Origin of the sequence: Ligilactobacillus sp. RTP31139st1_D10_RTP31139_211217 (assembly GCF_040226755.1) — a bacterium.
In the GTDB taxonomy this organism is placed as follows: Bacteria; Bacillota; Bacilli; order Lactobacillales; family Lactobacillaceae; genus Ligilactobacillus; species Ligilactobacillus animalis.
Genome location: NZ_JBCOAR010000007.1, coordinates 1 through 15,323, shown reverse-complemented (window position 1 = coordinate 15,323; position 15,323 = coordinate 1). Strand labels below are relative to the sequence as shown.

At 41.6% G+C, this 15,323-nt stretch carries 13 protein-coding genes, 1 rRNA gene, 1 pseudogene and 1 other annotated feature; all 15 genes and pseudogenes read left to right on the top strand.

Translation table 11 applies throughout. From position 1 onward, the window contains the following. Window position 1: 1 nt before the first annotated feature. On the top strand, window positions 2-1,210 hold the full coding sequence (locus ABT996_RS05450; RefSeq protein ID WP_035447819.1) for an NAD(P)/FAD-dependent oxidoreductase: 1,209 nt from the start codon (window positions 2-4) through the stop codon (window positions 1,208-1,210). Between the two features lie 202 nt (window positions 1,211-1,412). Then, complete coding sequence (locus tag ABT996_RS05445) at window positions 1,413-2,210, top strand: (Fe-S)-binding protein (RefSeq protein ID WP_029507265.1); 798 nt, start codon at window positions 1,413-1,415, stop codon at window positions 2,208-2,210. Beyond that, window positions 2,211-3,701, top strand: a complete 1,491-nt coding sequence (locus ABT996_RS05440) for a LutB/LldF family L-lactate oxidation iron-sulfur protein (RefSeq protein ID WP_035447821.1) — start codon at window positions 2,211-2,213, stop codon at window positions 3,699-3,701. Then, a complete protein-coding gene (locus ABT996_RS05435; protein ID WP_035447824.1) occupies window positions 3,694-4,425 on the top strand; it encodes a LutC/YkgG family protein in 732 nt (243 codons plus the stop codon). The genes ABT996_RS05440 and ABT996_RS05435 overlap by 8 nt, the downstream gene beginning before the upstream one ends. Window positions 4,426-4,579: 154 nt before the next feature. Next, a complete protein-coding gene (gene acpS / locus ABT996_RS05430; protein ID WP_010688105.1) occupies window positions 4,580-4,945 on the top strand; it encodes a holo-ACP synthase in 366 nt (121 codons plus the stop codon). 17 nt (window positions 4,946-4,962) lie between these two features. Further along, complete coding sequence (gene alr / locus ABT996_RS05425; RefSeq protein WP_035447827.1) at window positions 4,963-6,078, top strand: alanine racemase; 1,116 nt, start codon at window positions 4,963-4,965, stop codon at window positions 6,076-6,078. Window positions 6,079-6,140: 62 nt separating this feature from the next. After that, window positions 6,141-6,392 (top strand): hypothetical protein, encoded by a 252-nt coding sequence (locus ABT996_RS05420; protein WP_010688103.1) that lies wholly within the window; start codon window positions 6,141-6,143, stop codon window positions 6,390-6,392. Window positions 6,393-6,417: 25 nt separating this feature from the next. Next, window positions 6,418-6,834, top strand: coding sequence for a type II toxin-antitoxin system PemK/MazF family toxin (locus ABT996_RS05415; RefSeq protein WP_010688102.1), 417 nt, complete (start codon window positions 6,418-6,420; stop codon window positions 6,832-6,834). A 101-nt stretch (window positions 6,835-6,935) separates the two neighbouring features. Beyond that, window positions 6,936-7,529 (top strand): annotated as a pseudogene (locus ABT996_RS05410) (sugar O-acetyltransferase). Window positions 7,530-7,699: 170 nt separating this feature from the next. Beyond that, entirely contained in the window at window positions 7,700-8,812 is a 1,113-nt protein-coding gene (locus tag ABT996_RS05405) for an exonuclease SbcCD subunit D (protein ID WP_010688099.1), read from the top strand. 2 nt (window positions 8,813-8,814) lie between these two features. After that, on the top strand, window positions 8,815-11,910 hold the full coding sequence (locus tag ABT996_RS05400; protein ID WP_052006347.1) for an AAA family ATPase: 3,096 nt from the start codon (window positions 8,815-8,817) through the stop codon (window positions 11,908-11,910). A 19-nt stretch (window positions 11,911-11,929) separates the two neighbouring features. Further along, window positions 11,930-12,517 carry a metal-dependent hydrolase gene (locus ABT996_RS05395; protein WP_035447830.1) on the top strand — a complete coding sequence of 196 codons (588 nt, stop codon included), beginning with the start codon at window positions 11,930-11,932 and terminating at the stop codon, window positions 12,515-12,517. Window positions 12,518-12,635: 118 nt separating this feature from the next. Further along, on the top strand, window positions 12,636-13,082 hold the full coding sequence (locus tag ABT996_RS05390; RefSeq protein WP_035447832.1) for a Fur family transcriptional regulator: 447 nt from the start codon (window positions 12,636-12,638) through the stop codon (window positions 13,080-13,082). Between the two features lie 52 nt (window positions 13,083-13,134). After that, window positions 13,135-13,326: a binding site (T-box leader), on the top strand. Window positions 13,327-13,368: 42 nt separating this feature from the next. After that, a complete protein-coding gene (gene tyrS, locus ABT996_RS05385; protein WP_035447834.1) occupies window positions 13,369-14,625 on the top strand; it encodes a tyrosine--tRNA ligase in 1,257 nt (418 codons plus the stop codon). Between the two features lie 520 nt (window positions 14,626-15,145). Continuing rightward, window positions 15,146-15,323, top strand: a 16S ribosomal RNA gene (locus tag ABT996_RS05380); the annotation flags it as partial.

Below are 15,323 nucleotides of genomic sequence, written 5' to 3'. Positions count from 1 at the left end.
TATGAAAAAAGTAGTTGTTTTAGGCGCTGGATACGCAGGGTTACAAACTGTGCATAAGTTACAAAAGAATGTCAAGGGTAAGGCTAAGATCATCTTAGTCGATAAAGATGACTATCATTATGAAACAACGGAATTACACGAAGTTGCTTCTGGGACCCAATCGGCTTTGAAGATCACTTATCCGATCGCTGATATCGTTGATCCGGCAGTGACTGAATTTATCCAAGATGAAGTGGTGAAACTAGATGCTACTAAAAAACAAGTACAATTAAAACAACATGGTATGCTCGACTATGATTACTGTGTCTTAGCATTAGGTTTTGTTTCCGAGACTTTTGGGATCAAGGGCGCTAAAGAAAATGCACTTGAAATGACAAATATCAAGCAATCATTGGCGATCTATGACCATATTTTAGCTTCGATGGAAAAATACAAAGAAATAAAAGATAAGCGGTACTTACAACTTGTTGTCTGTGGTGCTGGCTTTACCGGGATCGAATTAGCCGGTGCTTTAGCTGAAGGACGTCCAGAATATGCTAAAGTTGCTGGAGTAGCACCATCTGAAGTCAAGATCACAGTTGTTGAAGCAGCAACACGTCTTTTGCCAATGTTTAGCGAAAAACTAGCGGATTATGGTGTCAAACTAGTTGAGAGCTTGGGGGTTGAACTACTTTGCGGTGCTAAGATCAGTGAAGTGGCACCTGGCGAAGTTATCTATGAAAAAGATGGTCAAACCAACTCCTTGAAAGCTGAAACGATCATTTGGACAACAGGTGTTTCAGGCAGTCCAGTCGTAGGTGAATCCAACTTACAAGAACGTCGCGGGCGGGTCGTAGTCACAGATAATTTGACTGATCCAAACTTTGATGATCTTTATATCTTAGGTGATGTCGCGGCTGTGATGGATAAAGAAAGCGGCCGGCCATATCCAACAACGGCGCAGATCGCTACTGAGATGGCAGTCTATGCGGCTAAAGATCTCGAATCACAGATCAACGGCAATGGTCATTTAAGTACACCATTTGTATATAAGAGCAAAGGGACGGTCGCTTCAGTCGGTAATACCCATGGCTTTGGGGTGATCGGCAAGTTGGAGATCAAGGGTTATCCGGCTTCGATGATGAAGAAGATGATCATGAACAAGTCACTCTTTGAGATCGGCGGGTTCAAAGAATTTATTGCTAAAGGTCGTTTCGACTTATATCACTAATATTTTAGGTAAAAGAACGTAGGATCAACTGTCTACGTTCTTTTTTTGTGCAAATATACAATAATTAAAAACAAAACATGCAAGCGTTTTACGTGCTTTGGAGTATAATTATGGTATAGCAATGATTATTGGTATTTTTTGATTTATATGTTGCCCAAGCCTTATCAAAGGAGGTGGAGGTGCATTTTAAATGCACTTATCAATGAAAGTATGTATTTTTTCAACCTGTATCGTTGATCTGCTTTTTCCAAATGTAGGTCAAGCGATGGTCGAAGTATTAGAGCGCTTTGGCTGTGAGACGGTCTTTCCTAAGGGGCAGGTCTGTTGCGGTCAGCCAACGTATAATAGCGGTTACAGTAAGGGGACGATCAAGACATTTTACAATGAGATCGATGCATTATTAAGTGTAGATGCGGATTACATTGTTGGACCTTCGGGTTCATGTGTCGGGATGTTAAAGGAATATAAAGATATCTTAAAAGATGATCCTAACTATGCCAAAAAGGCTCAGATTTTACATGATAAGACCTATGAGTTCTCACAATTTATCTATCGTGTGCTAGGTATCTTAGACTGTGGAGCTCAATTAGATGCAACTGCCACCTTCCACCGCTCTTGTCACATGACACGGCTGTTAGGTGAACGGACTGCGCCATTTGTCTTGCTCGATCATGTTAAAGATCTTGAGATGATCCCATTGCATAATGTGCAATTATGTTGTGGCTTTGGTGGTACTTTCTCGGCTAAAGAACCCGAGATATCCGAAGCAATGGTCGACGATAAGGTCAATAATATCGTAGCTACGAATGCCCAGATCTTGATCGGGGCAGATCAAGCATGTTTGATGAATATTGGTGGACGGATGAATCGTCGAGGGGAAAAGATCAAAGTGATGCATATTGCAGAAGTTTTGAATCATAATGTCGATCTTTCCCGGGTCAAATACGTCAAGGATACGGATCACCAGATGGTACCAGCTAATGGAAGCGGGGTGTTTTAGATGGGCTTAAAGACAAGTGAACTTTCATTTGACGAACGCGTAAAAAATGCTAAAAAAGACAAGTTTATGCGTGCATCAGTGGCTAAAGCCCAAGATGCGCAATTTGAGAAGCGGACACGTGCCCGGGAACAATTGGGCCATTGGAACGAGTGGCGTGAGTTAGGTGAGCAGATCCGCCAACATGCCGTTAAACATTTACCAGATTATCTTGAAGAATTTAGCGAAAATGTCCAAAAAAATGGCGGACATGTTTATTTTGCTAAGACAGATGCCGATGCAACGGCTTACATCAAGCAAGTCGCACGTGAGAAGAATGTCAAAAAGGTCGTTAAATCTAAATCAATGGTCACGACGGAGATCGATCTAGACAAGGAATTGTTGAAGATCCCCGGATTATCATTGATGGAAACTGACTTAGCGGAATTTATCCTACAAGAAGATAATTGGGATGAACCGACCCATATCGTTTTTCCGACCTTGCACAAAAATCGCGATCAAGTACGGGAAGTCTTCCAAAAGATCGGCTATGAGGGCGATAATGATCCTGAAAGAATGGGGCGTTTTGCTCGTAGCTATTTACGTAAGTATTTTATGGAAGCCGACTTGGGGATCACCGGGTGTAACTTTGCGATCGCCGACAATGGAATGATCAATTTGGTCACTAACGAAGGTAATGCTGACTTGACGATGGCGTTACCAAAGACGCAGATCGTTGTCATGGGGATGGAGCGGATCGTTCCTGGGCTAAAGGAAGCCGAAGTGTTGGATAATCTGCTTTGCCGCAGTGCGGTCGGTCAAAAATTGACAAGTTATTGTACTTTTAGTGCAGGAAAACTAGACGACGAACTTGATGGTCCAGAGGATTTCCACGTAGTCATCATTGATAATGGTCGTTCCAATGCGTTGAATACAGTCTTTGAACAGATCTTGCAATGTATTCGTTGTGGAGCTTGTTTGAATGTTTGTCCGGTTTACCGCCAGATCGGAGGCCAAGGCTATGGTTCGATCTATCCTGGACCAATGGGTGAAGTTTTATCTCCAATTTTAGATGGTTATGAAAACTTTGGTGAGCTGCCATATGCCTGCAGTTTATGTGGAGCCTGTACAGAAACATGTCCGGTCAAGATCCCACTGCATGATCTGATCTTGGAACACCGTAAAGTCGAGATGAATAAACTTCATTTAGATCATAGTCTAAATAATGTTATCTTTAAGACGATCAGTGTCGGGACTAAGACTCCGATCCTCTTTAAAGGCGCTTTGATGGGTGAACATTTGGCAATGAAGCCATTCTCCAATAAGAAAGAAAATAGTGTTGAGAACCTTTATCCAGAAGGTAAGATCGATAAAGTTCCAAAGATCGCACCGAAGTTGATCCATGGTTGGGTCGATGTCAGAGATCTGGCTGAGCCACCGAAGTTGAGAGAAAACTTCCGCCATTGGTACGATCGACATGAAAAAGAACGGAAGCGAGGCGAACAAAATGACTGAAACGATCAAAGCAAATGATCCTAAAAACCGTGAAGAATTTCTAGATTTTATCGCCAAAAAAGCTGATCGTCCCCGCCATGAGCTAGCAAATGATCCGCTAGTATTTATCAATGATCTACCGAAGACGACGCTATCAGGTCTGGATCAAGATGAATTATTAGCCTTGGCTAAGACCAATAGTGAGGCGATCCATGTTGATTTTAAGACAGTACCAGTAGCTAAATTGAGTGAGACACTGGAAAATTTCTTACATGAAAAAGATATCCACAGTTTGATGTTGCCGACTTTTGCGGATGAAAAGTGGCAAGAATATGGTATTTTAGATTGGCGGAATGCATTAGACTTAGATAAATTGTATTTTTGGGATGCCAAACGCGGTCGAGATAACTTAGTCGATGCTGACCAAAGTGATGCAGCGATCGGTTTTGCCGATTATCTCTTAGCTGAGTCGGGGACGATCACAGCTGCCACCGTTAAGGAACAAGGCCGAGGTTTTCATTTCTTACCGACGCACTATTTGGCGATCATTCCAAAAAGTAAGATCTTACCTCGGATGCGCCAAGCGATCGACCGCTACGATGAAGCAATGAAAACTGGCAAACTCAAGACTTCAAATATCAATTTCATTTCAGGTCCGTCTAATTCGGGGGATATTGAAATGGTACTGATCGTGGGTGTTCATGGTCCACTTGATATGACTTATGTCGTGGTGGAAGATCTATAATTACGCAAAAGAGGCTATTTAGGCCCCTTTTCTCTTTAGTTCAAGCTCTTTGAAGTTGCTATAGGCGACTAGCGGATTTTTGGCTTGATTAAGCTGGAGAGAAAAAGTATGATTGATATGTAAAAAAATTGTGATGATGTTAGGGTGAAATCGAGTGATCTTGGGGATCGGAAATGATTTAGAATGTATCGAACGGGTCAAGCAGATGTTAGTTAAATTGCCCAAAACGGCGACTAAGATCTTGACTCCAGCGGAATTAGCGTTTTTTGCTGAGCTGTCCCCAAAACGTCAGGGGGAGTTTTTGGCTGGCCGTTTTTCCGCTAAAGAAGCATATAGTAAGGCGGTGGGAACTGGGATCGGTCAAACTGTCAGTTTTTTAGATATTGAGATCCTAAATGATCCCTTGGGCCGTCCGTATTTTTCGTACCATCCCCTCGAAAATGAATGTAACGCATTTATTTCGATATCACATACCAAAGAACATGTTGCCACGATGGTTGTTTTAGAAAAAATCAAGTAAGAGAGAAGATGATCAAAATGGTTATAGGTTTGCACCGCAACGCCCATGTAAATGTTGATCTAGCTGCGATCAAGCATAATATTGCAGTTGAATTAGCTCGCATGGATGAACAACAAGAACTTTTTGCTGTCGTAAAGGCTAATGCTTATGGGCATGGGATCGTCCCCGTCGCTAAAGCTGCAAAACAAGCGGGAGCGACTGGCTTTTGTGTTGCGATGATCGATGAAGGGCTGGCTTTACGTGAAGCCGGTATCACTGAAACGATCTTGATCTTAGGTGTTACGCCTGCTAATGAGGCTACTTTGATGGCTAAATATGATCTTTCAACTGCTGTTGGAGATCTAGAATTTCTGATCCAGGCACAAAGCAAATTAGCTCAAACTGGTGCTAAACTCAAAGTTCATTTGGCTTTAGATACTGGTATGGGGCGGATCGGTTTTAGAGATCAAGCCACATTGAGTCAAGCGCTCGCTTTTTTGCACGAACATGCAGCACAATTTGAATTCGAAGGGATCTTTACGCACTTTGCGACTGCCGATGCTAAAGACCAAGAGCACTACAATTACCAGCTAAAAAAATTCAATGAGTTGATGGAAGTCGTGACGACTAGACCGCGTTATATTCACGTGGCTAATTCAGCGGCTGCAATGTGGCATACGGATTGTGGGGGTAATGTCGTTCGTTACGGTATCACGATGTATGGCCTAAATCCGTCGGGAACAGAATTAGAATTACCGGAGACTTTCAAGCCAGCATTGAGTTTAGAAAGTGAATTGGTCGCAGTCAAGCAGTTGCGTCCAGGTGATGGAGTGGGATATGGTAAAACGTATACCGCTTCTAAGCCAGAATGGTTAGGAACTGTGCCAGTCGGTTATGCCGACGGGTGGTTGCGACGAATGCAAGGTTATCACGTATTGATCGCTGGTCAACCATGTGAGATCGTGGGACGAGTGTGCATGGATCAGTTTATGGTGCGACTACCCGATAAATTACCTTTGGGAACAAAGGTAACCTTGATCGGACAAAATGGTGAGCACAAGATCACAGCGCAAGATGCAGCTGAGTATGCGCAAACGATCAATTATGAGATAGTCTGTGCACTATCTGAGCGGTTGCCACGCTATTACAATTAAAGTATACTTTTAAACGCATTTATGTTAAGATTGCGATAACTAATGGTCACGGAGGGCTAGTCATGGTGGAAGATGATTTGAGGAAGAAAATGACCGTGTTGCAATATCAAAATATTAAAGAGTTCTGTGAATTCTATACTATTGAGGTGGAAGAGATAAAGGACCATCCCGAATACGCTGAGCGGATCGAAAAGTATCATACAGCCTTGGAAGAGCTGATCGATGGTTACGGTCAAATGGGTGGTTTGAATCAAGAAATTTGTGGTATTTTCGGCAGTTGTGATTGCGATGCCGATTATGGATCGGTGAGCTAATAAATAAATTAGAGAGAGTGATCCTATGGTAAAGGAACTGGTTAAGAGAGGAGATATCTTCTATGCCGACTTGTCGCCTGTAGTGGGTTCTGAACAAGGTGGAATGCGACCTGTTCTGGTCATCCAAAACAACATTGGAAATAAGTTTAGTCCAACAGTGATCGTAGCTGCGATCACGTCGAAGATCTCGAAGCCTAAGATGTTGACCCATGTGGCTTTAAAAGCTGCGCCAAAGGGTAAAAAAGGCCTTGAGAAAGATTCGGTCGTACTATTAGAGCAATTACGCACTTTGGACAAACAACGTTTACGGGATAAGATATCCCATTTAGATGATTCGACTATGAGATCGGTCGACTATGCACTTAAAGTAAGTGTGGGGTTGATCGATATACATACACGAAATAATAGCGATAAAAAGCAAGAAAAAACATATAATCGCTAATAATGAGCACCGGTCTAGCAGGAGATCGGTGCTTTTTGTTTAAGAGAAGTATTTAAAAATTTGATACAATATAGTTAGATAAATTTGTGAGGTGAGCATTGATGGAAAAAGACTTTGAATACCAACAAATGCTAGCAGGTGAGCTTTATCTGGCTGGAGGTATTTTACCTGAGCATAAGTCAGTCCACGGCAAAAAGATCGCCCAACAGATCAATTAAACTCCGATCGAGGATAAAGCTAAATTAAAGGCATTGGTCAAACAGCTTTTTGGAAAAACGGGTAAAAATTACTACGTTACACCACCGGTCTACGTCGATTATGGTAGACATGTGAGCATTGGTGAGAATTTTTATGCTAATATGGATTGTATTTTTTTAGATGTCAATCGGATCACGATCGGTAATAATGTCATGCTTGGACCACGAGTCGGCCTTTATACTGCTGGTCATCCCTTAGATAGTCAGATCAGAAATGAAGATCAGCTCGAATTTGGACTTCCGATCGTGATCGAAGACAATGTATGGCTGGGAGCAAATTCCATTGTTTTACCGGGAGTTACGATCGGTAAAAATGCAGTCATCGGCAGTGGAGCTGTAGTAACTAAAGATATTCCAGCAGATAGCGTAGCCGTTGGCAATCCAGCTAAGGTCATTAAAACGCTAGGCGAAGCCGATCGCAAATATTGGCAGGCCTAAAAAGATAAATATCTAGCTGCTAAAGAAAAATTTAATAGCTTAGATTAGCTTGATAGCAACTGAGTTTTCGAAGTTGAAGACTACAGTTGCTATTTTTGTAATAATAGCTTGGGAATTTCGTGGTATAATATTTTTAATAACGAACAAAAGTTTGATTTAGGGGGTAGACGATGAAATTTTTACATACGGCAGATTGGCATATCGGAAAACGACTTCACGAATATCCATTAGTCAAAGAGCAACAAGATGCTTTAGACCAGATCGCTCAGATCGCTCAAAAAGAGCAAGTCGATGCAGTAGTCGTCGCGGGTGATCTCTATGATCGCTCTTTACCTAGTGAAGAAGCAGTGACGTTAGTGAATCAAGCTTTAAAAAACTTGAATCTAAAAGCAGATCTTCCTTTACTAGCGATCAGTGGCAATCATGATTCCGCAGTCCGTTTGGCAACAGGACAAGAGTGGTTCAAGCAAACTAAACTATACTTGCATACTAAGCTAGCCGAAGCTTTTACCCCGATCGAATTTGCGGATACGCAATTTTTCTTATTACCGTATTTTGAACTTCAAGAAGCGCGTAACTATTTTGCCGATGAAAGTTTGAGTGATCTGACTTCAGCAATGAAATTGATCGTTGCAAAGTTGAAAACCAAATTTGATCCGACTAAAAAACAGGTCTTAGTGGCCCATTTTTTTGCGGCTGGCAGTTTACGGTCGGATTCCGAGACTAAGATCGAAGTGGGCGGACTTGATTCAGTACCGCCTGAACTATTCAGCGATTTTGATCATGTGGCGCTAGGTCATCTGCATGACAAGCGAGCATTGGATCTACCAACGGTCAAATACAGTGGGAGTTTGTTGAAATATTCGGTGGCTGAGGCTAATAGTCAAAAAGGTGTTTGGATCGTAGAGACGGAGCCTTTTTCGTGCAAATGGATCCCATTAGATCCGCTCAATGACATTCGGCGGTTGGAGGCCTCATACGCAGAATTGACGACAAAACTTTATCAGACTGTTGCAGAAGATGACTACGTGGCTATCGAATTGACCGATGAACATGAGATCATTGATGTGATGAATAAATTGCGCAAGTATTATCCGCGGATAGTTGAATTGAAGCGCAAGAAGCGTTTGGTCCACACTAAGCAAGCTGAAAAGATCGAAAGCAAGACCCCGTTGGAGTTATTTACTGATTTCTTTGTTCAAGCTACTGGTCAAGAGCCAACACAACTCCAACAAAAGTGGGCTAAAGAAAGTCTATTAGCCTTAAAAAAGGAAGGTGAGTAGGGATGCGACCATTAGAATTAAAACTCAAAAATTTTGGTCCTTATGTGGATGAGACTGTTGATTTTACCCGCTTCGAGCAGGCACCGTTGTTTTTGATCACGGGTAAGACAGGGAGTGGCAAAACAACGATCTTTGATGCGATGTGTTACGCCCTTTTCAATGAAACTTCGGGTAAAAAACGGCAAGCCTTCCAAATGCGCTCTGATTTTGCTAGCGATAAAGCCGAGACTAGTGTTGAATTTACCTTTGAGCATCAAGGCAAGATCTATTATATCAAGCGTCAGCCAAAACAAGTTTTAGCTGGGCGTGGTGGCAAGCCCGTTGAAAAAAAGGCCAAAGTCGAATTGATCTATCCAGGTCCGGATGAAGAAAAGTTGGCCATCCAAAAGATCCCTGAAGCCCGGCGCTTTATCGATGAGTTGTTACATTTGACGGCGGAACAATTTACCAAGGTCATTTTGTTGCCTCAAGGGGAATTTCGTAATTTTTTAGCAGCTGATAGTAAGGAAAAAGAAGAAGTCTTGCGCAATTTATTTGGCAGTGAATTATTTGAACGCTGGGCCGAACAGCTCAAGGCAAAATTTAAAGAGCAAAATGCAAGTTACCAACAAAAAGAACAGCAACTAACACTGAGGATGCAACAAGCTGACTTTACCAGTGAGACACAGATCCCTGAATTATGGCTCGAACAGATCAAAAGCTGGCTCGAACAAGTCAAGGCAGAATTATCGGAACAAGACAAAGCCTGGCAACAAGCTAAAAAAGAAACCGAGAGCTTGCAGCATGTTTTGAGTAAACAAGAAGAGCTTCAAAAAGACTTCGATCTACTGGCAAAGTTACAAGCTAAGCAGGCTGACCTGCTAGCTAAAGCCCCTAAACGTGAAGCTTTACGCCAGCAAATAGTTGCGTTGAAATGGGCATTGGAACACCGAACAAACTTTGAGCTATTGGAAAATAATAAGGCCACACTTGTTAAGACTGAAGCTGACATCCAAAAGACCGCACAAAAACAGGCAAAACTAAAAAAAGAACAGTTAAGTTCAGCTGCACAATTGGCAGAGTATGAAGCTAAGCGTAAAGAGATCGCAAATTATCAGTACCAGCATAAACAACTGGAGAATAATTTGCCCCTATACAAAGTTGTCAGTGAGCTTTTGGCCACGCAAGAAGAGGTCGAAGTTAGCCAGAATGCTTTGGCAGCTGAGATCCAAAAAATAACGACGATTTTAGAGAAAAAGCAAGCAAAAATAGCTGCTATCGAAGCAAAACAGCACGCGCTCACAGAATCGATCCAAGCCAAAGAAACGTTAAAGGCAAAATTAGAAAGGGTAAAGTATCAACAAGCAGAATTAGCCGAGCTTTTGGAAAAGCAAGCAGACTTAGATAAGCGCCAAACTAATATTGCAAACTTGCAAAATAAATTAGTTACTGAAACAACTATCAGCCAAGAAGCTCGGGCTAAGGCTCGAACTTTAGCTAATCAATTAGCGGATCACTATATTGCTGCAGCGGTCAAAAAACTGCAAGCAGGCAAGCCCTGTCCAGTCTGTGGGAGTTTAGACCATCCGGCTCCAGCTAAAGTCAGTGAAGTGGCTGGGATCGATGAAGAACAAGTCGAACAAGCTAAACAACAAGCACGTGAGCTGGAAGATAAAGTTACTGCTTTGCAGGCACGAATAGATGAGATCAACGCTGAAAATGTTGAACGGAAACGTGAATTTGAGACGAAAATGCAGGATTTTTTTGAAAAATATCCTGCTTTAGAGCAAAGCGAGTTAACTCATTTAGAAGTTGAACTGACCCAAACTAAACACGAATTGACCCAAGAGATAAGGGGACTCACAGATAAGGAAAAAGAAGCAGCGAGCTTGCAGGAACAAAAGACGACCCTAGAACAAAAGGTCGCTCAAGCCCAGACAAAGTTGACTGAGTTAAATGAACAAGCTCAAACTGCCCAACTTGAGAAGCAAAAATTGGTGACGCAATTGGCTGAAAAACAAGCTCAGTTGCCAGTAGAGTATCAGACTGAACAACAAGCTAAGGCACAGTTGAGAATTTGGCAACAGAAGATAGCTGAGTTTGAAACGCATTGGGCTGACTTGAATGCACATATAAAACAAACTGAGCAGTCATTAGTAGCAACTGAGGCCAAGCTAAATGAAGCCAAGCAACAAGCTCAAGAATTGCAACAAGTGATCGCTCAAAGACAAGCCGACTTAGAAGCGGCCTGTGCTGCCAAAGGGATGACGTTAGCAGAATTAAAAGAATTGTTATCCCAAAGTGCTCAGCTTGGACATTTAGAACAAACTTTAGCTGAGCAACAAAAAGAGCTAGATTCTATCGCTGGTCAGGTCGAGATCCTTTCAAAACAAGTAGCTGGTCAAAAACAGCCTGACTTGGAGCAAACTAACGAAGAATTATCGCAGGCAAAACAGGCGGAAGCTAAGTTACAGCAAACAGTCGCTGAGCTAGAGCATAAATATAGTTCCAATACTAAATGCTATCAACAGGTAAAGAAGCTCTTTGAACAACAGCAAGCTGAATTTACACAGTTAGGGCAGTTAAAGGAGCTCGTCGATGTTGTGACAGGTAAAGGTGAACAAAAATTGGGCTTTGAGCGCTACATTTTACAAACCTATCTCAAGGAAGTTTTAATAACGGCCAATGCGCGCCTAGCCCATTTGACTAATGGCCGCTATGAATTATGCTTAAATGAGGATACTGGGCGTGGAGCATCGAGTACGGGGTTAGAACTAGATATTTACGATGATAATGCGGGCAAAAGACGTAGCGTCCACACTCTTTCAGGCGGAGAAAGTTTCCTAGCAGCTTTAGCCTTAGCTTTGGCACTCGGAGAAGTTATCCAAAAGAAGAGCGGAGGGATCGAGATCGAAGCGTTATTTGTCGATGAAGGTTTTGGTTCGCTCGATCAAGAAGCTTTGCGAGTTGCTTTAGAAACTTTGCAAACGATCGAGGGGAAAAATCGCATGGTCGGGATAATCAGTCACGTTACCGAATTACAGGCGCAATTGCCATATCAATTACAAGTTGTTACTAAGGGTGAGCGAAGTACTTTGCGGTATGTGACGACAATTTAGTTAGATTTGAGGAAAAACGATGCAATATCGTACACATATAACAGTCTCACTGGCTGTAGGCTTGCCAATGCTAGCCGCAGTCGATCAAGTGACATTTATCAATACTGCGGCGTTAGTCTGTGGTAGTGTTTTACCAGATATCGACCATCCAAAGTCATTTATCGGTAAGCGGAGTCAAGTTGTTAGTAAAGTAGCCAATAAAACATTGGGCCATCGTGGAGCGACCCATTCATTAGTTGTTGCGGCAGGGGTCTATTTGTTGGCTTTATTTATTGCTAAAGCATATTTGGCGACCGCAGCGATGCACTTACCATTTTGGCTACTGATCGGCTATCTTTTGCATTTGATCGAAGATAGTTTCTCCAAAAATAGTATCCATTGGTTTTGGCCTTTTTCTAAATTCAAGAAAAGTGCGCGTAAACGCCTGTTTTATTATCGAACAGGGCATGTGAGTGAGTATTTGATCTTAGGCTTTGCGCTATGTCTTTTACTGATCGAATTGAACTTACTATGGTCCGGGCATTTAACAAGTTTATTTGATCATGGCTGGGCCGCGTCACTCAAACTATTGATAGCTAAGTTACAGCTTCTTCTTTTACCACATTGAAATACTAAATGTTTGACATGAAAAAGTATTTGATGATTTTTTTGAAAAAATAGCGTATCATCTAAGTGAGAAGTCAACAAGAAAGGACAGGCTATATATAATAGCGTGGGTGGAGCCAATGAAAGATCAAACATTATTAGTATCTTCAGCACAAAAGTTAAAGCAACACGGGATAAAATCAACACCACAACGCCAAGCGATCTTAGCATATCTGATGTGTTCAGATGAGCATCCATCGATCACGATGATCCATCAATATCTGCAAAAGCAAGATATCAAGGTGAGTTTGGCGACTGTATATAATACCCTCGAATTGTTGGCGAAGTCTGACCTAGTATCTGAAGTGGCTTTGGATAGTGCGGGACATGTGAGGTATGATTATTTCGCTAAGCCCCACTATCATTTGATCTGCTTAGAGTGTGGCAAGATCGAGGATATTTTTGATGACACTTACTTAGAATTGGAAAAACTGGCTCAGGCGCAAAGTGACTACGAGATCGTTAATAGTCGCTATGATGTGTATGGTATTTGCCCAGAATGTCAGCAAAAGAAGACTAACGCATAAATTTTCTGGAGTAAGTAGCCAGTTTTGTGCTATAATCAACCAAGATATTTTATTATTTGCGATGAAATAGATAGTAGCAGATCTCATCCCTATCACAGAGAGCCACTGATGCTGGAAGGTGGCATATATGATTTTTGCGAAGTACACTATGGAGCAACAACGGGTCATTCCGATATCGATGACAGAGTTGGTTACATTTATGTAGCAATCTGGGTGGTAACGCGGAAATTAATTCGTCCCTGATGATTTTTCATCGGGGACTTTTTTATTAAAAGGAGGATCTTAAATGGAAAATATTTTAGAAGAATTAAAATGGCGGGGCGCTGTCAACCAAGTTTCAGATGAAGCGGGTCTGGAAGAATTATTAGCTAAAAAATCGATCGGTGTTTACTGTGGGGTCGATCCGACTGGTGATAGTTTGCATATTGGGCACTTGATCCCATTTATGATGTTGAAACGATTCCAAATGGCTGGTCATCGTACGCATATCTTGATCGGTGGGGGGACTGGTTCGATCGGTGATCCATCGGGTAAGAAGTCAGAACGGACTTTACAAACAATGGAACAAGTTCACCACAATGAAGAAGCCTTGACCGGACAAATGAAGGCTCTTTTCGGTAAAGATAATATCACGATCGTTAATAACTATGATTGGTTAAAGGAGATCAGCTTATTAGATTTCTTGCGCGATTATGGTAAATTGTTCAATGTTAACACGATGTTGAACAAAGAAGTCGTTGCTAGCCGTTTAGAAGTAGGTATCTCTTATACTGAATTTACGTACCAGATCTTGCAAGCAATCGATTTCCATCATTTATTGAAGACAAAAGATGTGCAACTTCAGATCGGTGGGGCTGATCAATGGGGCAATATCACAGCTGGGATCGATCTGATCCACAAAATGGAAGGCTCAGATACTCAAGCATTTGCCTTGACGATCCCATTGATGTTGAAAGCTGACGGGACAAAATTTGGTAAAACAGCTGGTGGTGCAGTGTGGCTCGATGCAGAAAAAACAACACCATATGAATTCTATCAATTCTGGTTGAATCAAGACGATCGTGATGTTGTGAAATATTTGAAGTACTTTACTTTCTTGGATGAAGCTCAGATCGCAGAATTAGCGAAGAAACTTGAAGAACATCCAGAATTGCGTGAAGCTCAACGTCGCTTAGCCGAAGAAGTGACCGAATTTGTTCACGGAAAAGAAGCTGTTGTGCAGGCTGAACATATCTCTAAGGCCCTCTTCTCAGGTGAAGTGAAAGCTTTGACTGCAGCTGAGATCGAGCAAGGTTTTAAGAATATGCCAACAGTTGAGATCAGTTCTGAACCGGAAAATATCGTTGAATGGCTTGTTGACACAGGGATCGAAAAATCTAAGCGTCAAGCCCGTGAAGATGTAACCAATGGTGCGATCTATATCAACGGTGATCGTGTTCAAGATCTAGATGCGGTGATCGATCCAGCAGAAAACTTTGATGGAAAATTTGTGATCGCACGTCGGGGCAAGAAGCGTTATTTCTTGGCACGTGTAACTAAATAATTGTTAAAGGATCTGTAGACGGTTTGTCTGCAGATTTTTTTGAAAAAATTTTTTCACGGAAAATGTAAGTGTTTTACTGGGTAAAAAACTATTTTTTAGTTAAAGAGATACTGATTAATTGAGTAAAAAACGAACAATAATATTTAGTGATAATTTATGTTCGTTTTTTAAACGGTAGAAAGTGAAAGTTTATGCAAAAAAATTTAAAAGTAGGGTTGACGTTTAAGCCAAAAGTGAGTATAGTAGTTCTTGTCGTTGAGATGTGATCAAACATTTCAAATCGCTTAAAAATTAATTCAAAAAACTTGTTGACATTGAGATACAAGTTTGGATATAATAATTAAGTCGATAAGACATATCAATGAATTTTTATTCAAGTGAATGAATAAAAGTTGAGTAGATCTTTGAAAACTGAACAAAGTTTCGATAAGCAAATGTGCAGGGTCTCTTATCTAAGTGATAAGAGCAATAAACATTTTGCGAAGTCAATTCGCTAGTAAAAATAAAGAGTCACAAACTTTAAATTGAGAGTTTGATCCTGGCTCAGGATGAACGCTGGCGGCGTGCCTAATACATGCAAGTCGAACGAAACTTCTTTATCACCGAGTGCTTGCACTCACCGATAAAGAGTTGAGTGGCGAACGGGTGAGTAACACGTGGGCAACCTGCCCAAAAGAGGGGGATAACACTTGGAAACA

Excerpts from the sequence above, each read along its gene's own strand:
- ABT996_RS05450 (WP_035447819.1), top strand. The coding sequence starts at position 2 with ATGAAAAAAGTAGTTGTTTTAGGCGCTGGATACGCAGGGTTACAAACT.
- ABT996_RS05440 (WP_035447821.1), top strand. The coding sequence starts at position 2,211 with ATGGGCTTAAAGACAAGTGAACTTTCATTTGACGAACGCGTAAAAAAT.
- alr (WP_035447827.1), top strand. The coding sequence starts at position 4,963 with ATGGTTATAGGTTTGCACCGCAACGCCCATGTAAATGTTGATCTAGCT.
- ABT996_RS05390 (WP_035447832.1), top strand. The coding sequence starts at position 12,636 with ATGAAAGATCAAACATTATTAGTATCTTCAGCACAAAAGTTAAAGCAA.
- ABT996_RS05420 (WP_010688103.1), top strand. The coding sequence starts at position 6,141 with ATGGTGGAAGATGATTTGAGGAAGAAAATGACCGTGTTGCAATATCAA.
- ABT996_RS05435 (WP_035447824.1), top strand. The coding sequence starts at position 3,694 with ATGACTGAAACGATCAAAGCAAATGATCCTAAAAACCGTGAAGAATTT.
- ABT996_RS05395 (WP_035447830.1), top strand. The coding sequence starts at position 11,930 with ATGCAATATCGTACACATATAACAGTCTCACTGGCTGTAGGCTTGCCA.
- ABT996_RS05415 (WP_010688102.1), top strand. The coding sequence starts at position 6,418 with ATGGTAAAGGAACTGGTTAAGAGAGGAGATATCTTCTATGCCGACTTG.
- ABT996_RS05445 (WP_029507265.1), top strand. The coding sequence starts at position 1,413 with ATGAAAGTATGTATTTTTTCAACCTGTATCGTTGATCTGCTTTTTCCA.
- ABT996_RS05400 (WP_052006347.1), top strand. The coding sequence starts at position 8,815 with ATGCGACCATTAGAATTAAAACTCAAAAATTTTGGTCCTTATGTGGAT.
- tyrS (WP_035447834.1), top strand. The coding sequence starts at position 13,369 with ATGGAAAATATTTTAGAAGAATTAAAATGGCGGGGCGCTGTCAACCAA.
- ABT996_RS05405 (WP_010688099.1), top strand. The coding sequence starts at position 7,700 with ATGAAATTTTTACATACGGCAGATTGGCATATCGGAAAACGACTTCAC.